This window comes from Rathayibacter sp. VKM Ac-2857, assembly GCF_013205025.1.
Classification (GTDB): Bacteria; Actinomycetota; Actinomycetes; order Actinomycetales; family Microbacteriaceae; genus Rathayibacter.
In genome coordinates this window covers 1,069,360-1,094,480 of the sequence record NZ_JABMLE010000001.1, presented here as the reverse complement: position 1 = coordinate 1,094,480, position 25,121 = coordinate 1,069,360, and the positions used below count along the sequence as shown (strand labels likewise).

Below are 25,121 nucleotides of genomic sequence, written 5' to 3'. Positions count from 1 at the left end.
GTCGGCTCCGGTGCTCAGGCCTCGTCGCCCTCGGCGCGGCGGCGGCCGCGCACGGCGCCCTCCGCCCGGGGGCCGCGGGTCGACTCGTCCTGGAACTCCGAGGCGGCGGCGACGCCGAGGCGCGCGACCTCGAGCTCCTCCTCCTCCACGCCGACGCGCTCGCCGAGCGCGGTCGCCGCGTCGAAGTCGCGAGCGGCCTGGCTGTACTCGCCGATCTCGAAGAGGGCGAGTCCGCGGTGCTTGAGTGCGAACGAGTGCTCGAGGTGCCACTCGTGGGTGCGCGCCTCCTCGACGCAGAGCGTGAGCTCCGAGAGCGCCTCGTCGGAGCGGTCGCGAAGCTGCATCAGGCGGGCGCGGCGGACGCGCGCGCTCAGCAGCTCGGCGCGGTCACCGGAGAAGCGGGTGCGGCGGACGGCCTCGGTGGCGATGTCCCACGCCTCGTCGAGGCGGCCGAGCAGGCGGAGCAGCTCGGCCTTCTCGGTGAGCGCGGCGAGGGAGCGCAGGGCGCCGATCTCCTCCAGGCGCTCCTGGGCGGCGTCGACGTCGACCTCCTCGCGGAGCGTCGAGGGGTCATGGCGGATGATGATGCTCAGGGCGGTTCTTCCTCGTGGATGCGGATCCGGATCGGCGCACGCGGCGACGAGAGGACGGAGGGGGCGCTGGCCCCCGTCCACTGTACGGGCAACCGGGCCGGGCCGTCCGGCCGGGGCGCACTCGGCCGCCCTCGGCCCCGGCGACGGTCGTCGGCCCCGGCGACCGTCTTCAGCCCCCGGCGCTCCTCAGCCCCGGCGACGCTCCTCAGCCCCGGCGGACCTGGAAGATGCTGCGCGCCGGCAGCGGCGACGGCGTGGCGGTGTCGTCGGTGACGACGGAGGCGCCGCCGAGGAAGTTCTCCAGCTCGCGCCCCTGCACCAGCTTCGCGGGCGCCGGATCGGAGGCGAGGCGGCGCGGCAGCCCGTCCACCGGCAGCGGCGAGGGCGAGGCGAGCATCACCACGTTGCCGAAGCGCTTCGCCTTCAGCATCTGCGTGTCGGTCATGATCGCCGTGTGCGCGAAGACCGCCGCGAGGGTGGCGGCCTGGGCGCGGGCGAAGGCGAGCGCCCCGCCGTCGGCGACGTTCACCGCCACGATCCCGGCGGGCGCGAGCAGCGGCGCGATCTCGCGGTAGAACTCGGCGCTCGTGACGTGCGCGGGCGTCCTGGCGCCGGAGAAGATGTCGACCACGACGACGTCGACCGTGCCGAGCAGCCCCGGCGGCAGCTTGCCGAGCACCTCGCGGGCGTCGCCCTGGCGGATCCGGATCTGCGCCCCGCGGGGCAGCGGGAGAGCCTCCCGGACGAGGTCGACCAGCGCCGCCTCGATCTCGACGACCTGCTGGCGCGAGCCGGGACGGGTCGCGGCGACGTAGCGGGGGAGGGTCAGCGCGCCGGCGCCGAGGTGCAGCGCCGTCACGGCCTCGCCCTCGGGTGCGAGCAGGTCGATCGCATGGCCGATCCGCCGCACGTACTCGAAGGAGAGGTGCGTCGGGTCGCTGAGGTCGACGTGCGACTGCGGGGTCCCGTCGACGACGAGGGTCGCCGCGTCGGCGGAGTGCCGGTCGGGCTCGATCTGCGCGAGGAACCCGCTGGCGAGCACGGCGCGGGGGTGCTCGGAGTCGTCGCCGCGTCGGCGACCGGTGCGTTCGGCCATCCGACCAGTGTGCCGTGCGGCGCACGCGAGGAGGAGACGGGGAGGAGGACCCTCGACCCGGCCGTATACCCGAGCCTTGTGCCTGGCGCAAGCACCTGCACTTGCGCGGCGTGGCGCAGTGCATCTATAGTTGTACTTTGCGCTCCCGAGTGCCGAGTCGTCATATTGCGGTCGACCAGCCATCGGAACCCGGCATCAGATGGTGGATGCCGATGCCACACTCTAGCCCCCGCCCCGAAGGCCGCGTCAAACCGGTCGCTTCGTCGCTGCGGCCGCGTCACCGCGGTCACGGCAGGGGAGCAGGACGTGTCGGCCCGCCCGGCGGGAGCCCACTCCACACATCCCACAGATTGAGACCCGCGAGGGTCTACGGAGGTTCCTTCCTTGGCTGCTGCGCCCAACGCAACCACCACCTCACCCAAGAACGGACGCGGAGCTTCGCGTCTCTCGTTCGCCAAGATCAGCGACACCCTGACGGTTCCGGATCTGCTCGCGCTGCAGACCGAGAGCTTCGACTGGCTCGTCGGCTCGGAGGCGTGGAAGACCCGCGTCGCCGAGGCGAAGGCCGTCGGCCGGGAGGATCTCCCCGCCAACTCCGGACTCGACGAGATCTTCGAGGAGATCTCCCCGATCGAGGACCTCAGCGAGACGATGCAGCTGAGCTTCACGAACCCGTACCTCGAGCCCGAGAAGTACACGATCGAGGAGTGCAAGGAGCGCGGCAAGACCTACGCCGCTCCGCTGTACGTCGAGGCCGAGTTCATGAACCACCTCACGGGTGAGATCAAGACTCAGACGGTCTTCATGGGCGACTTCCCCCTGATGACCGAGAAGGGCACGTTCATCATCAACGGCACCGAGCGTGTCGTCGTGTCCCAGCTCGTCCGCAGCCCGGGCGTCTACTTCGAGCGCCAGCAGGAGAAGACGTCCGACAAGGACATCTACTCCGCCCGCGTCATCCCCAGCCGCGGCGCCTGGCTCGAGTTCGAGATCGACAAGCGCGACCAGGTCGGCGTCCGCATCGACCGCAAGCGCAAGCAGTCGGTCACCGTCTTCCTCAAGGCCCTCGGCCTCACGAGCGAGGAGATCCTGGAGCAGTTCGCCGGCTACGAGTCGATCGAGCTGACCCTCGAGAAGGACAACATCCTCACCAAGGAGGACGCCCTCCGCGACATCTACCGCAAGCTCCGTCCGGGCGAGCAGGTCGCCGCCGAGGCCGCCCGCGCGCTGCTGGACAACTTCTACTTCAACAGCAAGCGCTACGACCTCGCCAAGGTCGGCCGGTACAAGATCAACCGCAAGCTCGGCATCGACAAGGCGCTCTCCGACTCCGTGCTCACGGTCGAGGACATCATCGCGACCATCAAGTACCTGGTCGCGCTGCACGACGGCCGCACCAACCTGCCCGGTGTGCGCGACGGTGCCGCGGTCGACCTCCGCCTCGACGTGGACGACATCGACCACTTCGGCAACCGCCGCATCCGCGCGGTCGGCGAGCTCATCCAGAACCAGGTCCGCACCGGTCTGTCCCGCATGGAGCGCGTCGTCCGCGAGCGCATGACCACGCAGGACATCGAGGCGATCACCCCGCAGACCCTGATCAACGTCCGCCCCGTGGTGGCCGCGATCAAGGAGTTCTTCGGCACCTCGCAGCTGTCGCAGTTCATGGACCAGAACAACCCGCTCGCGGGTCTGACCCACAAGCGCCGCCTGTCGGCGCTCGGCCCCGGCGGTCTCTCCCGTGAGCGCGCCGGCGTCGAGGTCCGCGACGTCCACCCGTCGCACTACGGCCGCATGTGCCCGATCGAGACCCCGGAAGGCCCGAACATCGGCCTGATCGGCTCGCTCGCGTCCTTCGCGCGCATCAACTCGTTCGGCTTCATCGAGACCCCGTACCGCAAGGTCGTCGACGGCGTCGTCACCGCGCAGATCGACTACCTCACCGCGTCCGAGGAGGACGAGTACCTGGTCGCCCAGGCGAACGCCCCCCTCACCTTCGACATGCGCTTCGCCGAGGGCAAGGTCCTGGTCCGCCCCAAGGGCGGAGAGGTCGAGCTCGTCGACGCCGAGCGCGTGCACTACATGGACGTCTCGCCGCGCCAGATGGTCTCGGTCGCGACCTCGCTGATCCCGTTCCTCGAGCACGACGACGCGAACCGCGCGCTCATGGGCGCGAACATGCAGCGTCAGGCCGTCCCGCTGCTGCGCAGCGAGTCGCCCGTCGTCGGAACCGGCATGGAGGGCTTCGCGGCCATCGACGCCGGTGACGTCATCACGGCCGACAAGGCCGGCGTGGTCCAGGAGGTCTCCGCCGACTCCGTCACCGTCCAGCTGGACGAGGGCGGCACGCAGACCTACTTCCTGCGCAAGTTCGACCGCTCGAACCAGGGCACCTCGTACAACAACCGCGTGGTCGTCTCCGCCGGTGAGCGCATCGAGGTCGGCGAGATCGTCGCCGACGGTCCCGCGACCGAGAACGGCGAGCTCGCGCTCGGCAAGAACCTGCTCGTCGCGTTCATGCCGTGGGAAGGTCATAACTTCGAGGACGCGATCATCCTCAGCCAGAACCTGGTGAAGGACGACGTCCTCTCCTCGATCCACATCGAGGAGTACGAGGTCGACGCCCGCGACACCAAGCTCGGCAAGGAGGAGATCACCCGCGACCTCCCCAACGTCAGCCCGGAGCTCCTGGCCGACCTGGACGAGCGCGGCATCATCCGCATCGGCGCCGAGGTCCGCCCCGGCGACATCCTCGTCGGCAAGGTCACGCCCAAGGGCGAGACCGAGCTCTCGGCCGAGGAGCGCCTGCTCCGCGCGATCTTCAACGAGAAGAGCCGCGAGGTCCGCGACACGTCGCTGAAGGTGCCCCACGGCGAGCAGGGCACGATCATCGGCGTCAAGGTGTTCGACGCGCAGGACGGCGACGACGAGCTCGGCTCGGGCGTCAACCAGCGCGTGGTCGTCTACATCGCCCAGAAGCGCAAGATCACCGAGGGCGACAAGCTCGCCGGCCGCCACGGCAACAAGGGCGTCATCTCGAAGATCCTGCCGGTCGAGGACATGCCGTTCCTCGCCGACGGCACCCCGGTCGACATCGTGCTCAACCCGCTCGGCGTCCCCGGCCGGATGAACTTCGGCCAGGTCCTCGAGATCCACCTCGGCTGGATCGCGAAGCAGGGCTGGAAGGTCGAGGGCAAGCCCGAGTGGGCCAAGCGCCTGCCCGAGCACGCCCGTGAGGCCGCTCCCGGCACCAAGGTCGCCACCCCGGTGTTCGACGGTGCGGCGGAGGAGGAGCTCGCAGGGCTCCTCGACTCCACCACCCCGACCCGCGACGGCGAGCGCCTGATCGGCTCGTCCGGCAAGACGCAGCTGTTCGACGGCCGCTCGGGAGAGCCCTTCCCGGACCCGGTCTCGGTCGGCTACATGTACATCCTGAAGCTGCACCACCTCGTCGACGACAAGATCCACGCGCGCTCGACGGGCCCGTACTCGATGATCACCCAGCAGCCGCTCGGTGGTAAGGCGCAGTTCGGCGGTCAGCGCTTCGGCGAGATGGAGGTGTGGGCCCTCGAGGCCTACGGCGCCGCCTACGCGCTGCAGGAGCTCCTCACCATCAAGTCGGACGACATCCTCGGCCGCGTGAAGGTGTACGAGGCCATCGTCAAGGGTGAGAACATCCAGGAGCCGGGCATCCCGGAGTCCTTCAAGGTCCTCATCAAGGAGATGCAGTCCCTGTGCCTGAACGTCGAGGTCCTCTCGGCCGACGGCACCGCGGTCAGCCTGCGCGACACGGATGACGAGGTCTACCGCGCCGCGGAGGAGCTCGGCATCAACATCTCCTCCCGGTTCGAGTCGTCCTCCGTCGACGACATCTGATCCCGCGCCAGCATCTGACGACTCCCCGTCTCTGACGAGACACCCTGTTTTCCGACAAGGAGAAAACATTGCTCGACGTAACAACTTTTGACGAGCTGCGCATCGGCCTCGCGACGGCCGATGACATCCGTCGCTGGTCGCACGGTGAAGTGAAGAAGCCCGAGACCATCAACTACCGCACCCTCAAGCCCGAGAAGGACGGTCTGTTCGGCGAGCAGATCTTCGGACCCTCGCGCGACTGGGAGTGCTCCTGCGGCAAGTACAAGCGTGTCCGCTTCAAGGGCATCGTCTGCGAGCGCTGCGGCGTCGAGGTCACCAAGTCCTCGGTCCGCCGCGAGCGGATGGGCCACATCGAGCTCGCCGCCCCCGTCACCCACATCTGGTACTTCAAGGGCGTCCCCTCGCGCCTCGGATACCTGCTGGACATGGCGCCGAAGGACCTCGAGAAGGTCATCTACTTCGCGGCGTACATGATCATCGACGTGGACGACGACGGCCGTCACGCCGACATGCCCGGCCTCGAGAACGAGCTCCGGCTCGAGATCAAGACCCTCTCGGACCAGCGCGACTCCCGCATCGCGGACCGCCTGGCGCGCCTCGAGACCGACCTCGCCGCCCTGGAGGCGGAGGGCGCGAAGAGCGACCAGAAGCGCCGCACCAAGGACGGCGCCGAGAAGGAGATGGGCCAGATCCGCAAGTCCTTCGACGAGGACATCGCGCGACTGGAGAGCGTGTGGGAGCAGTTCCGCACCCTGAAGGTCGGCGACCTCAAGCCCGAGGACGCCGTCTTCAACGAGCTCGTCGACCGCTACGGCGTCTACTTCGAGGCGTACATGGGCGCCGAGGCGATCAAGAAGCGCCTCGAGCAGTTCGACCTCCAGGCCGAGGCCGAGACGCTGCACCTGCAGATCGCTGAGGGCAAGGGTCAGAAGAAGATCCGCGCCATCAAGCGCCTGCGCGTCGTCAACTCGTTCCTCGCCACCGGCAACTCGCCGGCCGCGATGGTCCTCGACGTGGTCCCGGTCATCCCGCCGGAGCTGCGCCCGATGGTCCAGCTCGACGGTGGCCGCTTCGCCACCTCCGACCTGAACGACCTGTACCGCCGCGTCATCAACCGCAACAACCGCCTCCGCCGCCTGCTCGACCTCGGTGCCCCCGAGATCATCGTGAACAACGAGAAGCGCATGCTCCAGGAGGCGGTCGACGCCCTCTTCGACAACGGCCGCCGCGGCCGTCCCGTCACCGGCACCGGCAACCGCGCCCTCAAGTCCCTGAGCGACATGCTCAAGGGCAAGCAGGGTCGCTTCCGCCAGAACCTGCTGGGCAAGCGCGTCGACTACTCGGGCCGCTCGGTCATCATCGTCGGACCGCAGCTCAAGCTGCACCAGTGCGGTCTGCCCAAGCAGATGGCGCTCGAGCTGTTCAAGCCGTTCGTCATCAAGCGCCTGATCGACCTGTCGCACGCGCAGAACATCAAGGCCGCCAAGCGCATGGTCGAGCGCTCGCGTCCGCAGGTCTGGGACGTGCTCGAGGAGATCATCCGCGAGCGCCCCGTCCTGCTCAACCGCGCGCCCACCCTGCACCGACTCGGCATCCAGGCCTTCGAGCCCCAGCTGGTCGAGGGCAAGGCGATCCAGTTGCACCCGCTCGTCTGCGCCGCGTTCAACGCGGACTTCGACGGCGACCAGATGGCCGTCCACCTGCCCCTGTCGGTCGAGGCCCAGGCCGAGGCGCGCATCCTGATGCTCGCCTCGAACAACATCCTGAAGCCGTCCGACGGCCGTCCGGTCACCCTGCCCACGCAGGACATGATCATCGGCCTGCACCACCTGACGACCATCCGCGAGGGTGGCGCCGGTGAGGGCCGCGCGTTCTCCTCCGTCTCGGAGGCGATCCTCGCGAAGGACCAGGGCTCGCTGCACCTGAACTCGAAGGTCCGCATCCGCATGTCGGACGTGTACTTCGCTCAGGGTCAGACCCCCGAGGGCGTCGAGATCGACGACAAGGGCAAGGTCACCGCGCCCGTCCTCCTCGACACGACGCTCGGCCGCGCCCTCTTCAACGAGGCGCTGCCGGTCGACTACCCCTACTTCGAGCAGGTCGCCGACAAGACGACCATCTCCGGGATCGTCAACGACCTCGCGGAGCGCTACCCGAAGGTGGAGGTCGCCGCCTCGCTCGACCGCATCAAGGACGCCGGCTTCTACTGGGCCACCCGGTCCGGTGTCACCGTCGCCCTCTCGGACATCCTCACCCCGCCCTCGAAGCCCGTCATCATCGCGGGCTACGAGAAGAAGGCGGCCAAGGTCGAGTCCGAGTACGACAAGGGTCTGACCACTCAGGCGGAGCGCCGCCAGGAGCTCGTGAAGATCTGGACCGAGGCGACCGACGAGGTCGCCAAGGCGATGCGCGCGAACTTCCCGATCGACAACACGATCAACCGCATGGTCACCTCCGGTGCCCGTGGTAACTGGCTGCAGGTGCGCAACATCGCCGGCATGCGCGGTCTGGTGAACAACCCGAAGGGCGAGATCATCGCCCGTCCGATCATCTCCTCGTACCGCGAGGGACTGTCGGTCGCCGAGTACTTCATCGCCACGCACGGTGCCCGCAAGGGTCTGGCCGACACCGCGCTCCGCACCGCGGACTCGGGCTACCTGACGCGTCGACTCGTCGACGTCTCGCAGGACGTCATCATCCGCGAGGACGACTGCGGCACGACCAAGGGCCTCGACCTGCCGATCATGCTCCAGGACGCCACCGGCGCCTGGATCCAGGACTCGAACGTCGAGAACTCCGTCTACGCCCGCTCGCTCGCCACCGCGGCGACGAACGAGGCCGGCGAGGTCGTCGCCGAGGCCGGCGAGGACGTCGGCGACGTGCTCATCGAGAAGCTCGTCGGTGCCGAGGTGCGTCACATCAAGGTGCGCTCGGTCCTGACCTGCGAGTCGGCCGTCGGCGTCTGCGCGGCCTGCTACGGCCGCTCGCTCGCCACCGGCAAGCTCGTCGACATCGGAGAGGCCGTCGGCATCATCGCGGCCCAGTCGATCGGCGAGCCCGGCACGCAGCTCACGATGCGCACCTTCCACACCGGTGGATCGGCCTCGGCCGACGACATCACGCAGGGTCTGCCCCGCGTGCAGGAGCTCTTCGAGGCCCGCACCCCCAAGGGTGCGTCGCCGATCGCGGAGGCCGCCGGTCGCATCACGATCGAGGACACCGACCGGGCCCGACGGGTCATCCTCCAGCCGGACAACGGCGACGAGGCGGTCATCTACCCGGTGCTCAAGCGCTCGCAGCTCCTCGTCGAGGACGGCCAGTCGGTCGTGCTCGGTCAGCAGCTGCACGTGGGAACGGTCGACCCCAAGGAGGTCCTGCGCGTGCTGGGCGTCCGCGAGGTCCAGAAGCACCTCGTCGGTGGCGTCCAGGGCGTCTACCGCTCGCAGGGTGTTCCGATCCACGACAAGCACATCGAGGTCATCGTCCGGCAGATGCTCCGCAAGGTCACCGTCGTCGACCACGGCGACACCGACCTGCTGCCGGGTGAGCTCGTCGACCGCTCGCGGTACAGCGAGGTCAACCGTGCGGCTCTGACCGAGGGCAAGCGGACCGCGTCCGCCCGCCAGGAGGTCATGGGCATCACCAAGGCCTCGCTCGCGACCGAGTCGTGGCTGTCGGCCGCGTCCTTCCAGGAGACCACCCGCGTCCTGACGCAGGCGGCCATGGAGGGCAAGCGCGACCCGCTGATGGGCCTCAAGGAGAACGTGATCATCGGAAAGCTGATCCCGGCCGGAACGGGTCTGCCCCGCTACCGGAACGTGTCGGTCGAGGCGACGGAGGAGGCGAAGGCCGAGCGGTACCCCAACCGCATCTTCGCCGACGACGCCGCGTTCAGCGACGCGGACCTCTCGTTCGTCGACTTCGACTCGTTCTCGAGCGACGGCTACGAGCCCGGCAACTACAGCTGAGCACGGTCTGACTGACGAAGGGCCCCGCCGGGAGACCGGCGGGGCCCTTCGTCGTCCGCGCGCCAGGTGAGGGCACCCTCACCCTGACTGGGGGTCCGTCCATTCCCGACAGAGAGCCCGAACGGGGGCGTCGGGGTGATTGACTTCGGGGACGTTCGTCCGGTCGATCCCCTGAACCCGCTCAGCAGGGGTCGCGGCGGTGAGGAAACGTGCGGATGAGAGTCCTGATCGTCGTGCTGTCCGCCCTTCTCGTGGCGGTCGGTGCCGTCGTCGTCCCCGGCGGCAGTGCGGTGGCGGCCGTCACGGCCGCTCCGCCCGCGAGTTGCGGGATCGCCGAGCTCGCACCCGTGCTCGACGGGGACGACGTGACGACGACTCCGGCCGCGTCTCTCGTGCCGGTCCTGGTGCTGCACGGCTGGCTCGGCACCGCGACGCACGACGAGACGCGCACGGGCGCCTTCTCGCACCTGGTCGACCTGATCGCCACGAACGGTGTCGACCAGCCCGTCACCACCTCGCAGCGCTCCCTGATCGGCGCGTTCCAGGACACCGAGGGTGCCGTCGTCTACACCTTCGACTACCGCGACCTCGCGGCCCGCTGGGTGACCGACCCCGGGATCGCCGACGCCCTCGCCGCGTCGATCGCCTGCCTCACGGCGGCGACCGGCCACCGGGCCGTCGTCGTGGCGCACTCGATGGGCGGCCTCGCCGCACGGCAGGCGCTCAGCCAGAGCGTCGACGGCGTGCCCGTGGAGTCGATGGTGCGCGGGGTCGTCACCTTCGGCACGCCGAACACGGGCTCCGACCTGGCCCTCCGCCTCGGGCAGATCATCGACTCGACGGGGACGGTCAGCCCCGCCGTGGTCGGCGGGCTCGAGCCGCAGTCGCGGCTGGGCATCTCCGCGCTGCTCGCCTCCTGCGGCGAGGCCGCCTCCGAGGATGCGGCCAACGCGGGGGAGTGCACGGGGATGCCGATGATCGACGCGCTGTCCTCGCAGGCCGGGATCGCGATGCGCACCGGCTCCACCGAGCTGGCGGCGCTGCCGCCGTGGCCGGCGAGCGTGCGCGTCGTGTCGCTCGCCGGGGACATCCGGGTCACGATCGCGTCCGTCCTCGGGTCGAGCACGGGCTCGGTCTCGCTCGGCGACATCATCGTGGCGCCGCCGTCGGCCGAGTCCGGTGTCGACGAGTACGTCGTCTCGACCTGCTACTACACGATGCTGTCGATGCCCGACGTCCCGTCCGTGCTGGCGGAGCTGAGCCCGATGGCGCGGCTGGGCGATGCGCTGCGGTTCTCCGCGATGGTGGTCGCGATCGACGCGAGCCCGTGCCATCACGCCAAGCTGATGCGCAACGTCGAGCTGGCCGGGCACGCCGAGGCGGAGGTCGCCGGTGCCGTGGCCGGTGAGCTCGGCCTGCCGCGCAGCGATGACGCCCGGGCGGGGCAGCGCCTCCTCCCGCCGGCGGACGAGCCCCGTCGTCCGTTCCGCCGCTGATCGGCGAGACATGATGTCCGGAGTTTTGACGCCGGCATGACCGACCGCATACGGTCGAATCGGCCGATGGGGCGGCCGCCTGGGGGACAGGCAGCGCGGCTCGCGCGGCTTCCGAGCCGAGCGCGAGCCGCGCCCGTCCCCGCGGGCCCGGACTCGTGTGTGACCTCCCGAGTAGCCGATGTGCGCGACGACTGTCGGCGATCGTCTACGCTCGGGTTCACCGGGGACCCGAAAGCGCCCCGCTCACCCGCCTCCGGAGGCACGATGAGCAACGACACCCCGCCCGAGCCCCCGCCTCGTCCGGGCCGACTCAGCCGCGAGCAGGTCAGGACCAGGCTCCTCGACGCGGCCCTCACCGTCGTCCGGGCGGAGGGCCTGCGCGTCGGCGTCTCGCACCTGCCGCTCGAGGACGTCATCCGCTCGGCGGGAGTGCCGCGCAGCACCGTCTACCGGATCTGGCCCACCCGCCAGGCGTTCTACGACGAGCTGGTCGCGGCGATCCCCGAGCGGATCCTGACGGCCCGGCTCGATCCCACCTCGCTCACCGCGGGGGACTCCTACCTGCACCGCCGCCTCGCCGAGCAGCCGACGGCCGAGCAGATGCGCGAGATCCTCGTCGCCTCGCTCACCGTCGCGATCGAGGCCAACTACGACAACGTCTTCGCCTCGCAGCACTGGCGCAACTTCGTCGCCCTGATCGGCGCGGTCGACTCGCACTCGGAGTCGGCTCGCGCGGCGATCAGCGAGGCGCTGCACTCCCGCCAGGTGCACTTCATCGAGAACATGGCGAAGTACTACCGGCACACCCTCGCCGAGGCGGGCCTGCGCCTGCGCTCGGGGCGCGACGAGGAGTACGCCGTGCTCGCCTCCGCCATCTCCTCGTTCATCGAGGGGCTCTGCATCGCCAGGATCGCCGCTCCCGAGCTGGTGACCGGTCCGATCGATCCCGGCCGCCCCGGCTCACCATCGCTCGTCGTGGCGGGAGCGCTGATGCTGATCGACGGGTTCTGCGAGCCCGCGCCGGCCGGTGCGGCGCAGGAGGAGACCGCGCCGGCCGAGCCGGTGCAGTCCGCGGACGAGCCGGCCGGGGAAGCCGTCCGGCGCTAGCCGCCGGCGGGCGGGTCGTCCTGAGCGACCGGCACGAGCATGCCGTCCACGATCGAGCGGATGGTCCAGGCGGTGAGGGTCCACTCGACCGGCTCGCCGTCCAGTCCGGGGGCCTCGATCACGGCGTCGAGCTCGTCGTCGAGCAGTCGCCCGCGGTGCACGAGGCCGTCGGTCACGATCGCGGTCAGGTGCGCGAGCTGCAGGGTCGTGAAGCCGGGCTTGAGCGAGGAGCGGAAGCGATCGAGGACGTCCTGGTAGTAGTCCCGCATCCGCTGGGTCAGCATGGTCTCCAGCCGCAGGGCCGTCGCGCGGACCGCGTCCCGCGCCGGTCCCTCCTCCATCGAGAAGGTGCAGGCCAGCAGCGCGTTGTAGGAGGACCAGTCGACCGAGGCGCGCAGGGTCTCGACGCTCGAGTTCGCGCCGATGCGGATCATCTCCCAGGCCACCTCCCGGCGGCCGGCCGCCGTGCTGAGATGCGCGGCGGAGCGCTCGTAGACCTCGGTCATCGCCCGCGACGCGTCGGGGGCGGCGCCGTCGGCGAAGCGGTCCGCGACGAAGATCTCGCCGATCAGGTCGGCGACGAACTCCTCCCGCGTGCTCCAGATCCGGTAGACCGAGCTCCGCGGCACAGCCGCCTGCCGGATGTACTCCTCCATCGGCAGGTGGGCGAAGCCGACGGTGAGGCCGTTGACCGCGATGATCTCGCGGGCGGCGGCGAGCATCCGGGCCCGCACCTGGTCGGCGGGGATCCGGATCGAGCGGGTCGTGGTCTCGTCGGCGTCGTTCATCGCCTCGGAGACTAGCCCTCCTGGCCCGTGAGCGCGCGGCGGATCATACGCCGCGGTCGCCCCTGCGGCACCCGGTATGAGACGGAATGTCCCGACCGTCACCCGGCCGGTTCCCCTTTCGCTACCGTTCGAGCGAGGACGGACCCGACCGCCCTCGCAAGGGGTCTCCATGCCTGAATTCGAGCAGTATTCCGTGACGGTCGTCGGCGGCCTCACGATCGAGCGCGCCGCGCTCCTGGCCCTCCTCGCGGAGGTCCTTCCTCACGTCCACACGGCCGGCACCGACGCCGCGACGGCGGAGACGATCGCCGTGCTCGACCTCGACCGGGTCGCGCCCGAGGCGCTCGCGAGCACGCTCGCGGCCCTCAGCGCGAGCCACCGCGGTCTGGTGGTGCTGTCCGCCTCGGACTCGCTCGAGGCCGTGCGCGCCGTGCTCCGCCTCGAGCGCACCGCGTTCGTCTGGAAGGGCGACGAGCCGGGCGAGCTCGTCGCGGCCGTGGTGTCGGTCGCCTCCGGCCGCTCCTGGATCTCCGAGGCGGCACGGCACCGCTTCCTCGCCGCCGGAGAGCAGCGCAGGCCGGTGCTCAGCCGCCAGGAGAGCCGCGTGATGCGCTCCTACGGCTCCGGCGTGGCGGTGAAGGATGTCGCCCTCGACATGCGGATCGCGGAGCACACCGTGCGGACCTACATCAAGCGCATCAAGGCGAAGTTCCTCGAGGCGGGCATCTCCCTGGAATCACGAGTCGACTTCTACCGGCACCTCGACGGGCACGACGTCGCCCTCCGCAACAGCGGCGACCGGGTGCGGTCCGGTCTGCAGGAGTCGGGCGGCGGTGTGCGAGGCAGCATCGCCTCGTGAGGCGAGCAGGATCGCGTTGCCGCTGCCGCGCCCCTCGGCGAACGACTGCGGGCCGACCGCGGCGGTGACCGGCAGCACGTCCCGCAGCCCCTGCCGCAGGCGGCGCAGCCGGCGGTGGTCGGCGTCGTCGGCCACGTTGACCGCCAGCAGTCCGCTCCCGCCGACCAGGCCGGCGAGGCGGGCGAGCACCTCGGCCCGGTAGAAGGGCTCGGGGATCTCGTCGCCGTCGTAGACGTCGAGCACGACGAGGTCGGCCGGCGGCACGGCGAGGGGGCCGGCGGCGTCCGCGGTGATGCTGCGCAGCCGGGTCCCTGGGGGCAGCGGCGCGTGCCGGACGATGAACTCGACCAGACCCGCCGACCGCTCGACGACCGTCTGCTCGGAGCCCGGCCGGGTGGCGGCGACGTGGCGCGCGAGCGCCAGCGCCCCCGCGCCGAGGTGGAGGACCGCGACGGGGGCTCCGGCCGGTCCGAGTGCGTCGACGACGCCGCCGAGCCGGGCGAGGTACTCCAGGCCGAGCTCCTCGGGAGCGCGGAGATCGATCAGCGACTGCTCGGAGCCGTTGATGTGGAGGACGAGCGATCCCTCGCGGATCGCGTCGGGCTCGAGCGAGACCCGTGCGCCGTCGGGGAGGTGGACCGAGGGCGGCATCCGCTCACGCTAGCGCGCGGCCGAGCCTCGCGCCGGGCCCCGGCCGCGGCTACGGTTGCAGCCATGGCCGCCCTCATCCTGCTCGACGTCGACGGCGTCCTGAATCCGTCCGTCTCGAGCGATCGCGCAGCGGGAAGTCACCGGCTGATGCTCGAGCCCGAGCGCGAGGAGCTCGTCCGCCGGCTCGCCGCCGTCGGCACGATCGTCTGGGCGACCACCTGGCCGCCGAAGCTGACCTCCGTCCTCGCCGACGACCTCGGGCTGCCGGCCGGGACCGAGGCGATCGTCTTCGGCGGCGGACTCCCGCGCGATCCGCGCTTCCCCGGGCAGACCGGCAAGCTGCAGCCCGTCGCGGTCTGGCTCGAGCAGGCCCGGGAGCGGGTGGCGATCGACGCGGTCGTCTGGATCGACGACAACCTCCGCGGCGACGCCGTCGACTGGGCGCGCGAGCAGGAGACGCCCTTCCACCTGATCGTGCCCGAGGCGGCGGCCGGTCTGACGGCCGACGAGGTCGCCGGAGCGGAGTCGTTCCTCGCGTCTCTCAGCGTCCGTCCGGCGTCACACGGGGACATCCGGGAATAGCGGTCCCCCTCTCCCTGGTTGGGTGGAGGGTCGGACGCGTGCGATCGATCGCCGTCCGCTCCTCCCCACCCCACCGAACCGTGCGCGGCTCCGGCCGCGATCCGGTCGTGAGACTCCGCGATGCACCGAAGGAAAGACACCGTGACGCTCCTCCCCGCCCGCACCTCGCTGCGCGTCCTGCTCGGCACGACCGCGGCGGCCGCCGCCCTCGTCCTCGCCGGCTGCGCCCCCGCCTCCACCGACGACGTGGTCTCCGGCTCCAGCGACGACAGCACCGCCTCCACCGCGTCCGGGCTCACGCTCGCCGAGGTCGAGGAGTCCGGGAAGCTGACCATCGGCACCGAGGGCACCTACTCGCCCTTCTCGTTCCACGCCGACGGCGGCACCGGCGACCTCACCGGCTACGACGTCGAGGTCATCACCGCCGTCGCCGAGAAGCTGGGCGTCGAGCCGGAGTTCGAGGAGACCCAGTGGGACGCGATGTTCGCGGGTCTCGACGGCGGCCGCTTCGACGTCATCGCCAACCAGGTCTCGATCAACGACGAGCGCAGCGCGAAGTACGACTTCTCCGAGCCGTACTCGGTGAGCCCCGGCGTCGTCGTCGTGCCGACCGCGGACACCGCCATCACCTCGCTCGACTCGCTCTCGGGCAAGACCACCGCGCAGTCGCTCTCGAGCAACTGGTACACCCTCGCGCAGGACAGCGGCGCGACCGTCGAGGGCGTCGAGGGCTGGGCCCAGGCCGTCGCCCTCGTCGAGCAGGGCCGTGTGGACGCGACCATCAACGACCGCCTCACCTGGCTGGACTGGTCGACGACCTACCCCGACCAGGCCGCGGGCCTCAAGGTCGCCGTCACGACCGACGACAGCTCCTCGAGCGCCTTCACCTTCCCGAAGGGCTCGGACGACCTCGTCGCCGCGGTCGACGGCGCCCTCGACGAGCTGCGCGCCGACGGCACCCTCGCGTCCATCTCCGAGCGCTACTTCGGAGCCGACGTCTCCCAGTAGGAGCAGCTCCGGCGGCGGGTCTCGCTACGCCCGTGGGTTGCTGCTCGACCAGCACGAAGGACGCCCGCGGCTCCGCTCACGGCGGCCGCCTGCAGCATGCTGATCGAGTAGCCCGCGCAGCGGGCGTATCGAGATCCACCGTCACCGAGACGCGAGTCCGCAGACCACCCCCTCGGCCACGTCGGGTCTCGATACGCCCCTGCGGGGCTACTCGACCAGCATGATTCGGCCGACACCCCCGCTTCGCAAGGCCGAGCGGTCCCGAGAAATGCGTGCCAGCATTTCTCGGAAGCGGACGCGACACGCTCCACCCGCGCATCCACCTCGAAAAGCCGACCGCGGTCTTTTTCCGCATCAGCGGAAGAAGACACAGCAGCACCGCATGCGTGCCAGCATTTCTCGGAAGCGGACTGGACACGCTCCACCCACGCATCCACCTCGACAAGCCGACCGCGGTCTTCTCCCGCCCAGGCGGGAGAAGACAATGGAACTCTTCGTCAGGTCGTTCTGGCCGATCCTGTCGGGCGGCATCGTCGGCACCATCCCGCTCGCGCTGTCGAGCTTCGTGCTCGGTCTGGCGCTCGCGCTGGCCGTCGCGCTGATGCGCCTGTCGCGGGTGAAGATCCTGTCCTGGATCGCGCGCGCGTACATCTCCGTCATCCGGGGCACGCCGCTCCTGGTGCAGCTGTTCGTGATCTTCTACGGCCTGCCGAGCCTGGGCGTGAAGATCGACCCGTGGCCGAGCGCGATCATCGCCTTCGCCCTGAACGTCGGCGGCTACGCTGCCGAGGTCATCCGTGCCGCGATCCTCAGCGTGCCGAAGGGCCAGTGGGAGGCGGCGCACACCATCGGCATGGGCCGCGGACTCGCGCTGCGGCGGATCATCCTGCCGCAGGCCGCCCGCGTCTCGGTGCCGCCGCTCTCCAACACCTTCATCTCGCTGGTCAAGGACACCTCGCTCGCCTCGCTGATCCTGGTGACCGAGCTCTTCCGCCAGGCGCAGAAGATCGCCACCGCCTCGAGCGAGTTCATGCTGCTCTATCTCGAGGCCGCCCTCATCTACTGGCTCATCTGCCTCGTCCTCTCCAGCGGCCAGAGCCTCCTCGAGAAGCGATTGGACCGCTATGTCGCCCGTTGACGCCTCCTCCGATGCCCGGCCCACCGACGACGCCCGGCCCGTCCTGCGCGCGACCGGGCTGCGGAAGTCCTTCGGCGGCGTCGAGGTCCTGCGCGGCATCGACCTCGAGATCCGGCGCGGCGAGGTCATCGCGCTGATCGGCCCGTCCGGCTCGGGCAAGACCACCGTGCTGCGCTCGCTGAACAGCCTCGAGGTGCCCGACGGCGGAGTCCTCGAGCTCGCCGACGGCTCCGTGCTCGACTTCGGCGGCACGGTCGGCAAGCGGGCCCTCACGGCGCTGCGCGACCGCTCCGCAATGGTGTTCCAGCACTTCAACCTCTTCCCGCACCTCACGGTCCTGCAGAACGTGACGGAGGGCCCGTTGCGCGTCCAGCGCCGCCCGGCGTCCGAGGTGGTCCCGGAGGCGGAGGCGCTGCTCGAGCGCGTCGGTCTCGGCGGCCGCGGCGGCGCCTATCCCTTCGAGCTGTCCGGCGGGCAGCAGCAGCGCGTCGGCATCGTCCGGGCGCTGGCGCTCCGCCCCGACCTCCTGCTCTTCGACGAGCCGACCTCGGCGCTCGACCCCGAGCTGGTCGGCGACGTCCTCTCGCTGATGCGCGAGCTGGCGAGCGAGGGCTGGACGATGCTCGTCGTCACGCACGAACTCGAGTTCGCCCGGCAGGTGGCCTCCGAGGTCGTCTTCATGGCCGACGGCGTCGTCGTCGAGCGCGGCGCCCCCGCGCGGATCCTCCGCGACCCGCAGGAGCCGCGCACGCAGCAGTTCCTGCACCGCCTGCTGCACCCGCTCGAGTAGCGCGCCGTCGGGCGGAGGCGTCCCCCGTCCCGGGGAGGGCGCGGCGGTCGCTCATCCCGCGCGGACCCGTGCCTAAGCTGTCGGAGTGACGGGGAACAGCGAAGCCGAGACCACGCGGATGCCGACGACCGGCGACGGCACCGAGCCGACCCGGGAGTACGTCTGGCCCGAGCCGGAGCCGGGCGGCCGACGCCCCGCGACCGGAGCGACCGCGGTGCAGGAGCAGCAGCCCGCCTCCGCGTCCACGTCCCCGCTCGGCTCGGTCGAGCCGGAGCCCGAGCCCGCCCGCCGGAAGGGCAACCGCCTCGCCGGCCTCGCGATCGCCCTGCTCACCACCGCGGTCTTCGCCGCCCTGTACCTCGTCGCCCTCACCGCGACCCGCCTGCTGATCGACGCCGTCGAGGGCGACCCCGTGACCGTCGCGCTCGAGCAGGGACCGACCGCCGTGTTCCTCCTGCCGGTCGTCGCCTTCTTCGTCGGCCTCGCCCTGATCGTCCTCGCGGTCAACCGCGCCGGCTGGTGGGCCTACGTCCTCGGCGGCTTCTTCGTCGCCCTGCTCGCCGGTGCGGCGGCCGTGGTCGGCGCCTGGTCCGCAGTCGGCGGCTTCGCCGTGCCGCAGGACCGCGCCGCCGTGGTCGACTTCCTCCGCGACCCCGCGACGCTGATCGCCGTCGCCGCGGCCGCCGTGCTGGCCCGCGAGGTCAGCGTCTGGGGCGGGAGCCTCATCGCCGGCCGGGCCCGCGGAGTGAAGCGCCGCAACGCCGAGCGCGACGCCGCCGCGCAGTCGTGACGGCCGCCGGCCCGGGGGAGCAGGGCCGCGGCGCCGGGCTCGGCTACGGCATCGCCCTCGCCGCCTTCGCGTCCTTCCTCTACCTCGCCCTCGTGGTCTGCGCCTTCGGCGTGCTCAGCCTGCTCCTGGACCAGGACGTCGTCCCCGAGCGCGACGCCGGCCCGATCCTGGGCCCGGTCGTCGTCGCGGTGTGCGTCGTCGCCGTCCTCGTCTCGATGATCACGCTCGCCGCCCGGCCCGGCGTCACCCGCCTCCTCGCCCCGTCGCTGCTGACCGGCGTCGTCGTCTACGCGCTCTTCCTGCTGGTCGGCGGCGCGATCTACGGCCTCGGGCTGGGGGAGCCGGGCGCGATCCTCCGCTTCGTCCTCGACCACGCGGGCACGCCCTTCGCGATCGCCGCCGGCGTGCTCGCGGCCGGGGTGCAGATCCTCTTCCTCGCGATGCTCGCCCGCCGCGACGCCGGCGGGGGCACCCCGCACTGGGGCTGGGAGGGCGACGAGCGCGAGTGAGGCTCCGAGGCGCCGTTCTCTCCCAGGGCGAACGGCGTTCGGTTGACCGGCCCCGTCACTCCCCGTAATATTCTTCGGGTGTGCGCTTTGTCGTGCGCTCGTGTCGTGCCTCCGGGTCGGCGCAGTGCCGCGCTTCGCTCCACCGGGTCCGCGAGGACCCGCGGGTTCGTCCGATCGGGCGGCCCCCACGGCATACCCCTCCTCCTCCAGGTCCCGCTCGCCGGTGCCCAGAGGGAGTCGGGTCCAGATGAACTCGGCCGTCTCGGAGACGGGCAGGCCGAATGTCGACCATCGATCCGCTGTCACCGTGCAGCATTCAAGGAGCAAATCAGTGCCAACGATTCAGCAGTTGGTCCGAAAGGGACGCACGCCGAAGGTCACCAAGACCAAGGCGCCCGCCCTGAAGGCCAACCCCCAGCAGCGCGGCGTCTGCACGCGCGTCTACACGACCACGCCCAAGAAGCCGAACTCGGCCCTCCGCAAGGTGGCCCGCGTGAAGCTCTCCAACGGCACCGAGGTCACGGCCTACATCCCCGGTGAGGGCCACAACCTCCAGGAGCACTCGATGGTGCTCGTCCGCGGCGGTCGTGTGAAGGACCTCCCCGGTGTCCGCTACAAGATCGTTCGCGGCGCCCTGGACACCCAGGCCGTCAAGAACCGCAAGCAGGCTCGCAGCCGTTACGGCGCGAAGATGGAGAAGAAGTAATGCCTCGTAAGGGACCCGCTCCTAAGCGCCCCGTCGTCGCAGACCCCGTCTACGGCGCCCCGGTCGTCAGCCAGCTCGTGAACAAGATCCTCCTGGACGGCAAGAAGGGCCTCGCCGAGCGCATCGTCTACGGCGCGCTCGAGGGGGTCTCGACCAAGAACGGCCAGGACGCCGTCGTCACGCTCAAGAAGGCGCTCGACAACGTCCGTCCGACCCTCGAGGTCCGCAGCCGCCGCGTCGGCGGCTCGACCTACCAGGTCCCCGTCGAGGTCAAGCCGCACCGCGCCAACACCCTCGCCCTCCGCTGGCTCACCAGCTACGCGAAGGCCCGTCGCGAGAAGACGATGACCGAGCGTCTCATGAACGAGATCCTCGACGCGTCGAACGGTCTGGGCGCCGCTGTCAAGCGTCGCGAGGACACCCACAAGATGGCCGAGTCGAACAAGGCCTTCGCGCACTACCGCTGGTAGCGCACCCCGCGCCCGCCCTCGGCGAGCGCGACCCCCGGTCCCGCGGCGCGCGCCTCAGCGCGTGCGCCGCGGTCCCGGACCCGGCGGCGGATCCTCGGATCCGGCGTGGACGGGCGACCGCCACCATCACGATCCCAGCCGATCGGCCATGAACCCGTTGCGCTGGCTCCATCACCTATCGGAGGAACTCCGTGGCACAAGATGTGCTCACCGACCTGAACAAGGTTCGCAACATCGGCATCATGGCCCACATCGATGCCGGCAAGACCACCACCACCGAGCGCATCCTGTTCTACACGGGTATCACGCACAAGATCGGTGAGGTCCACGACGGCGCCGCCACGATGGACTGGATGGCGCAGGAGCAGGAGCGCGGCATCACGATCACGTCGGCCGCGACCACGTGCTTCTGGAACAAGAACCAGATCAACATCATCGACACCCCCGGTCACGTCGACTTCACGGTCGAGGTCGAGCGCTCGCTGCGCGTCCTCGACGGCGCCGTCGCCGTCTTCGACGGCAAGGAGGGCGTCGAGCCCCAGTCCGAGACCGTCTGGCGTCAGGCCGACAAGTACGACGTCCCGCGCATCTGCTTCGTCAACAAGATGGACAAGCTCGGCGCCGACTTCTACTTCACCGTCGACACGATCATCAACCGCCTCGGCGCCAAGCCGCTGGTCATCCAGCTGCCCATCGGCGCGGAGTCCAGCTTCGAGGGCGTCGTCGACCTGGTCGAGATGCGCGCGCTCACGTGGCGCGGCGACTCGAAGGGTGACGTCGCGCTGGGCGCGAAGTATGAGATCGAGGAGATCCCCGCGGACCTGGCCGACAAGGCCGCCGAGTACCGCGAGAAGCTGCTCGAGACCGTCGCGGAGACCTCCGACGAGCTGCTCGAGAAGTACTTCGGCGGTGAGGAGCTCACGGTCGCCGAGATCAAGGGCGCCATCCGCAAGCTGACCGTGAACTCGGACATCTACCCCGTGCTCTGCGGCTCCGCGTTCAAGAACCGCGGCGTGCAGCCGATGCTCGACGCGGTCGTCGACTACCTCCCCTCCCCGCTCGACGTCCCCGCCATCGAGGCGCACGACGTCCGCGACGAGGAGAAGGTCATCATGCGCCACGCGGACTCGACCGAGCCCTTCTCGGCGCTCGCGTTCAAGGTCGCGGTGCACCCGTTCTTCGGTCGCCTCACCTACGTCCGCGTCTACTCGGGCAAGCTCGACTCCGGCGCCCAGGTCATCAACTCGACCAAGGGCAAGAAGGAGCGCATCGGCAAGATCTTCCAGATGCACTCCAACAAGGAGAACCCGGTCGACTCGGTCACCGCCGGCCACATCTACGCCGTCATCGGCCTCAAGGACACCACCACCGGTGACACCCTGAGCGACCCGACCGCGCAGGTCGTGCTCGAGTCGATGACCTTCCCGGAGCCCGTCATCGAGGTCGCCATCGAGCCCAAGACGAAGGCCGACCAGGAGAAGCTCGGCACCGCGATCCAGAAGCTCGCGGAGGAGGACCCCACCTTCCGCACCGAGCAGAACCAGGAGACCGGTCAGACGGTCATCAAGGGAATGGGCGAGCTGCACCTCGACATCCTGGTGGACCGCATGAAGCGCGAGTTCAACGTCGAGGCCAACGTCGGCAAGCCGCAGGTGGCCTACCGCGAGACGATCCGCCGCACGGTCGAGAAGTACGACTACACCCACAAGAAGCAGACCGGTGGCTCGGGTCAGTTCGCGAAGGTCCAGATCTCGATCGAGCCGATGGAGGTCGAGGCCGACAAGACCTACGAGTTCGTCAACGGCGTGACCGGTGGTCGCGTCCCCCGCGAGTACATCCCCTCGGTCGACGCGGGCATCCGCGACGCCATGCTGGTCGGCGTCCTCGCCGGCTACCCCATGGTGGGCATCAAGGCGACCCTGACTGACGGCGCGGCGCACGACGTCGACTCCTCGGAGATGGCGTTCAAGATCGCCGGCTCCATCGCGTTCAAGGAGGCCTCGCGCAAGGCGCAGCCGGTCCTCCTCGAGCCGCTGATGGCCGTCGAGGTCCGCACGCCCGAGGAGTACATGGGCGACGTCATCGGCGACCTCAACTCGCGTCGCGGGATGATCCAGTCGATGGAGGACGCCGCGGGCGTCAAGGTCATCAAGGCCAACGTCCCGCTGTCCGAGATGTTCGGCTACATCGGCGACCTGCGCTCGAAGACCTCGGGCCGCGCGGTCTACTCGATGACGTTCGAGACCTACGCCGAGGTCCCCAAGGCCGTGGCCGAGGAGATCGTCCAGAAGAACAAGGGCGAGTAGCACCGTCCCCACCCCGCCGCGGTTCTGCGGAACCGCGGCGGGCCTGGTAGTGTCGTGCGGGTTTGCTGTCGCGTTCTGCGCGCCTCGGATCCTCATCGGATGGCCCGCGCGACCACTGCCGGTAACATATGTACACAAAACCCCCGCAAGTCCTCCTGTCCTCGTGCCGCCCCGTGCGGCGTCGGATGCGGATGCTTGCACCTAAGTCCTGAGGAGGACCCACAGTGGCTAAGGCCAAGTTCGAGCGGACCAAGCCGCACGTCAACATCGGAACCATCGGTCACGTCGACCACGGAAAGACCACGCTCACCGCGGCGATCTCGAAGGTTCTGGCGGACAAGTACCCGTCCGCGACCAACGTCCAGCGTGACTTCGCGTCGATCGACTCCGCTCCCGAGGAGCGCCAGCGCGGCATCACGATCAACATCTCGCACGTCGAGTACGAGACGCCGAAGCGCCACTACGCGCACGTCGACGCCCCCGGTCACGCCGACTACATCAAGAACATGATCACCGGCGCGGCTCAGATGGACGGCGCGATCCTCGTGGTCGCCGCCACCGACGGCCCGATGGCTCAGACCCGTGAGCACGTCCTCCTCGCCAAGCAGGTCGGCGTGCCGTACCTCCTCGTCGCCCTGAACAAGGCCGACATGGTGGACGACGAGGAGATCCTCGAGCTCGTCGAGCTCGAGGTCCGCGAGCTGCTGTCCTCGCAGGGCTTCCCCGGCGACGACGCCCCCGTGGTCCGCGTCTCCGGCCTCAAGGCCCTCGAGGGCGACGAGGCGTGGACCCAGTCCATCCTCGACCTCATGGACGCCGTCGACGCCTCCGTCCCGGACCCGATCCGCGACAAGGACAAGCCGTTCCTCATGCCGATCGAGGACGTCTTCACGATCACCGGTCGTGGAACCGTCGTCACCGGTCGCGCCGAGCGCGGCACCCTCTCGCTGAACTCCGAGGTCGAGATCGTCGGCATCCGCCCGACGCAGAAGACCACGGTCACCGGCATCGAGATGTTCCACAAGCAGCTCGACGAGGCCTGGGCCGGCGAGAACTGCGGTCTGCTCCTCCGCGGCACCAAGCGCGAGGACGTCGAGCGCGGCCAGGTCGTCGTCAAGCCGGGTTCGGTCACGCCGCACACCGACTTCGAGGGCACCGCGTACATCCTGTCCAAGGACGAGGGTGGGCGTCACAACCCGTTCTACGGGAACTACCGCCCGCAGTTCTACTTCCGCACCACCGACGTCACCGGCGTCATCACGCTGCCCGAGGGCACCGAGATGGTCATGCCCGGCGACACCACCGACATGACGGTCGCGCTGATCCAGCCGATCGCCATGGAGGAGGGCCTCGGCTTCGCCATCCGTGAGGGTGGCCGCACCGTGGGTGCCGGAACGGTCACCAAGATCGTCAAGTAGGTTCTCCTACTGATCTCTCGAGAGGGGTCGTCCGCTTCGGCGGGCGGCCCCTCTCGTCGTTCCCGCCGCGGTCCGGTCCTCCTGAGCGCAGTGCCGGGAGCTGACTAGCGTGGAGGGCATGCCCTTCGTCAAGTCGAACCCCTCCGCCCCCGCGCAGTTCTTCGAGTGGGAGGCGGCGGGACTGCGCTGGCTGGGCGAGGCGGAGCGGGCCGGGGGAGCGCGCTGCGTCGAGGTGCGGACGGTCGAGCCCGGCCGGATCGAACTCGAGGAGATCCGTCCCGCCCGCCCGACCCGCGATGCCGCCCGCCGGTTCGGGAGCGCCCTCGCGTGCACGCACGACACCGGGGCCGCGGCCTTCGGTGCGGCGCCGGCCGGCTGGTCCGGTTTCGCCTACATCGGACGCCGGTCGATGCCGTGCGCCCCGGAGGAGTCCTGGGGCCGGTTCTACGCCGAGCAGCGCGTGCGGCCCTTCCTCCGCCCGGCCGTCGAGGCGGGGAACCTGACCTCCGCCGACGCCCGCACCGTCGAGAGCGCGCTCGAGCTCGTCGCGGCGGGCGCGTTCGATGACGACGACACCCCCGCTCGCCTGCACGGCGACCTCTGGAACGGCAACGTGCTGTGGTCGGACGAGGGCGCGGTCCTCATCGACCCGGCCGCGCACGGCGGCCACCGCGAGACCGACCTCGCCATGCTCGCGCTGTTCGGGCTCCCGCATCTCGACGACGTGCTCGCGGGCTACGAGGAGATCCATGCGCTGCGCGTGGGAGCGGCGACGCGCGTGCCGCTGCACCAGCTCCACCCGCTCGCGGTGCACGCCGCCGGCCACGGTCCCTCCTACGGACGCGCCCTCGCCGAGGCGGCGGCCCGCGTCCTCGCGCTCGTGCGCTGATCGCCCGGCGGGTCCTGCACCGATCATCCAGGCGGTGTCGCCACACTGGGGCGCGCGCGGCCCTCGCCCGCACCGATGAAG

The 25,121-nt window shown here is 70.3% G+C and carries 19 protein-coding genes; 16 read left to right on the top strand and 3 right to left on the bottom strand.

The genetic code is table 11. The features are described 5' to 3' along the window. Positions 1 to 14: 14 nt before the first annotated feature. Positions 15 to 674, bottom strand: coding sequence for a hypothetical protein (locus tag HQQ86_RS05065; protein WP_216844926.1), 660 nt, complete (start codon positions 672 to 674; stop codon positions 15 to 17). 124 nt (positions 675 to 798) lie between these two features. Further along, positions 799 to 1,689, bottom strand: coding sequence for a spermidine synthase (locus HQQ86_RS05060; protein ID WP_173286928.1), 891 nt, complete (start codon positions 1,687 to 1,689; stop codon positions 799 to 801). A 384-nt stretch (positions 1,690 to 2,073) separates the two neighbouring features. Between HQQ86_RS05060 and rpoB the strand changes: the two genes are divergently transcribed. The 4 genes from rpoB to HQQ86_RS05040 all read left to right on the top strand — a co-directional run bounded on the left by rpoB (position 2,074) and on the right by HQQ86_RS05040 (position 12,136). Further along, the gene (gene rpoB, locus HQQ86_RS05055; RefSeq protein ID WP_173286926.1) at positions 2,074 to 5,565 is read left to right on the top strand and encodes a DNA-directed RNA polymerase subunit beta; all 3,492 of its coding nucleotides are present in this window, start codon (positions 2,074 to 2,076) and stop codon (positions 5,563 to 5,565) included. A gap of 68 nt (positions 5,566 to 5,633) precedes the next feature. Next, complete coding sequence (locus HQQ86_RS05050) at positions 5,634 to 9,533, top strand: DNA-directed RNA polymerase subunit beta' (RefSeq protein WP_123445025.1); 3,900 nt, start codon at positions 5,634 to 5,636, stop codon at positions 9,531 to 9,533. A 215-nt stretch (positions 9,534 to 9,748) separates the two neighbouring features. Next, complete coding sequence (locus HQQ86_RS05045) at positions 9,749 to 11,029, top strand: triacylglycerol lipase (RefSeq protein ID WP_173286924.1); 1,281 nt, start codon at positions 9,749 to 9,751, stop codon at positions 11,027 to 11,029. Positions 11,030 to 11,293: 264 nt separating this feature from the next. Further along, complete coding sequence (locus HQQ86_RS05040; RefSeq protein ID WP_173286922.1) at positions 11,294 to 12,136, top strand: TetR/AcrR family transcriptional regulator; 843 nt, start codon at positions 11,294 to 11,296, stop codon at positions 12,134 to 12,136. On the opposite strand, the gene HQQ86_RS05035 is transcribed toward HQQ86_RS05040, so the two are convergent. Continuing rightward, complete coding sequence (locus HQQ86_RS05035) at positions 12,133 to 12,924, bottom strand: TetR/AcrR family transcriptional regulator (protein ID WP_173286920.1); 792 nt, start codon at positions 12,922 to 12,924, stop codon at positions 12,133 to 12,135. The genes HQQ86_RS05040 and HQQ86_RS05035 overlap by 4 nt on opposite strands. Positions 12,925 to 13,093: 169 nt before the next feature. Between HQQ86_RS05035 and HQQ86_RS05030 the strand changes: the two genes are divergently transcribed. From HQQ86_RS05030 to HQQ86_RS04975, 12 genes are all read left to right on the top strand, one after another. Then, positions 13,094 to 13,783 carry a LuxR C-terminal-related transcriptional regulator gene (locus HQQ86_RS05030; protein WP_173286918.1) on the top strand — a complete coding sequence of 230 codons (690 nt, stop codon included), beginning with the start codon at positions 13,094 to 13,096 and terminating at the stop codon, positions 13,781 to 13,783. 714 nt (positions 13,784 to 14,497) lie between these two features. Further along, complete coding sequence (locus tag HQQ86_RS05025; RefSeq protein ID WP_173286916.1) at positions 14,498 to 15,016, top strand: HAD domain-containing protein; 519 nt, start codon at positions 14,498 to 14,500, stop codon at positions 15,014 to 15,016. A 141-nt stretch (positions 15,017 to 15,157) separates the two neighbouring features. Then, entirely contained in the window at positions 15,158 to 16,024 is an 867-nt protein-coding gene (locus HQQ86_RS05020; RefSeq protein WP_367948548.1) for an amino acid ABC transporter substrate-binding protein, read from the top strand. A gap of 484 nt (positions 16,025 to 16,508) precedes the next feature. Next, positions 16,509 to 17,162 carry an amino acid ABC transporter permease gene (locus tag HQQ86_RS05015; protein ID WP_173286912.1) on the top strand — a complete coding sequence of 218 codons (654 nt, stop codon included), beginning with the start codon at positions 16,509 to 16,511 and terminating at the stop codon, positions 17,160 to 17,162. Then, positions 17,149 to 17,952 (top strand): amino acid ABC transporter ATP-binding protein, encoded by an 804-nt coding sequence (locus HQQ86_RS05010; RefSeq protein WP_173286910.1) that lies wholly within the window; start codon positions 17,149 to 17,151, stop codon positions 17,950 to 17,952. The genes HQQ86_RS05015 and HQQ86_RS05010 overlap by 14 nt, the downstream gene beginning before the upstream one ends. Positions 17,953 to 18,037: 85 nt before the next feature. Beyond that, positions 18,038 to 18,742 (top strand): hypothetical protein, encoded by a 705-nt coding sequence (locus HQQ86_RS05005; RefSeq protein WP_173286908.1) that lies wholly within the window; start codon positions 18,038 to 18,040, stop codon positions 18,740 to 18,742. After that, on the top strand, positions 18,739 to 19,251 hold the full coding sequence (locus HQQ86_RS05000) for a DUF6121 family protein (protein WP_173286906.1): 513 nt from the start codon (positions 18,739 to 18,741) through the stop codon (positions 19,249 to 19,251). Before HQQ86_RS05005 ends, HQQ86_RS05000 begins: the two co-directional genes overlap by 4 nt. Before the next feature lie 331 nt (positions 19,252 to 19,582). After that, positions 19,583 to 19,957 (top strand): 30S ribosomal protein S12, encoded by a 375-nt coding sequence (rpsL, locus tag HQQ86_RS04995; RefSeq protein ID WP_011186743.1) that lies wholly within the window; start codon positions 19,583 to 19,585, stop codon positions 19,955 to 19,957. Beyond that, positions 19,957 to 20,427: a 30S ribosomal protein S7 gene (rpsG, locus tag HQQ86_RS04990; protein ID WP_056037355.1), complete on the top strand. Its 471-nt coding sequence runs from the start codon at positions 19,957 to 19,959 to the stop codon at positions 20,425 to 20,427. The genes rpsL and rpsG overlap by 1 nt, the downstream gene beginning before the upstream one ends. Before the next feature lie 191 nt (positions 20,428 to 20,618). Beyond that, positions 20,619 to 22,733, top strand: coding sequence for an elongation factor G (gene fusA / locus HQQ86_RS04985; RefSeq protein WP_123445036.1), 2,115 nt, complete (start codon positions 20,619 to 20,621; stop codon positions 22,731 to 22,733). Between the two features lie 224 nt (positions 22,734 to 22,957). After that, entirely contained in the window at positions 22,958 to 24,151 is a 1,194-nt protein-coding gene (gene tuf / locus HQQ86_RS04980) for an elongation factor Tu (protein ID WP_123445037.1), read from the top strand. Positions 24,152 to 24,251: 100 nt separating this feature from the next. After that, complete coding sequence (locus HQQ86_RS04975) at positions 24,252 to 25,040, top strand: fructosamine kinase family protein (RefSeq protein WP_301952275.1); 789 nt, start codon at positions 24,252 to 24,254, stop codon at positions 25,038 to 25,040. Positions 25,041 to 25,121: the final 81 nt, after the last annotated feature.

Excerpts from the sequence above, each read along its gene's own strand:
- HQQ86_RS05060 (WP_173286928.1), bottom strand. The coding sequence starts at position 1,689 with ATGGCCGAACGCACCGGTCGCCGACGCGGCGACGACTCCGAGCACCCC.
- HQQ86_RS05045 (WP_173286924.1), top strand. The coding sequence starts at position 9,749 with ATGAGAGTCCTGATCGTCGTGCTGTCCGCCCTTCTCGTGGCGGTCGGT.
- HQQ86_RS05040 (WP_173286922.1), top strand. The coding sequence starts at position 11,294 with ATGAGCAACGACACCCCGCCCGAGCCCCCGCCTCGTCCGGGCCGACTC.
- HQQ86_RS05035 (WP_173286920.1), bottom strand. The coding sequence starts at position 12,924 with ATGAACGACGCCGACGAGACCACGACCCGCTCGATCCGGATCCCCGCC.
- HQQ86_RS05030 (WP_173286918.1), top strand. The coding sequence starts at position 13,094 with ATGCCTGAATTCGAGCAGTATTCCGTGACGGTCGTCGGCGGCCTCACG.
- HQQ86_RS05025 (WP_173286916.1), top strand. The coding sequence starts at position 14,498 with ATGGCCGCCCTCATCCTGCTCGACGTCGACGGCGTCCTGAATCCGTCC.
- HQQ86_RS05015 (WP_173286912.1), top strand. The coding sequence starts at position 16,509 with ATGGAACTCTTCGTCAGGTCGTTCTGGCCGATCCTGTCGGGCGGCATC.
- HQQ86_RS05010 (WP_173286910.1), top strand. The coding sequence starts at position 17,149 with ATGTCGCCCGTTGACGCCTCCTCCGATGCCCGGCCCACCGACGACGCC.
- rpsG (WP_056037355.1), top strand. The coding sequence starts at position 19,957 with ATGCCTCGTAAGGGACCCGCTCCTAAGCGCCCCGTCGTCGCAGACCCC.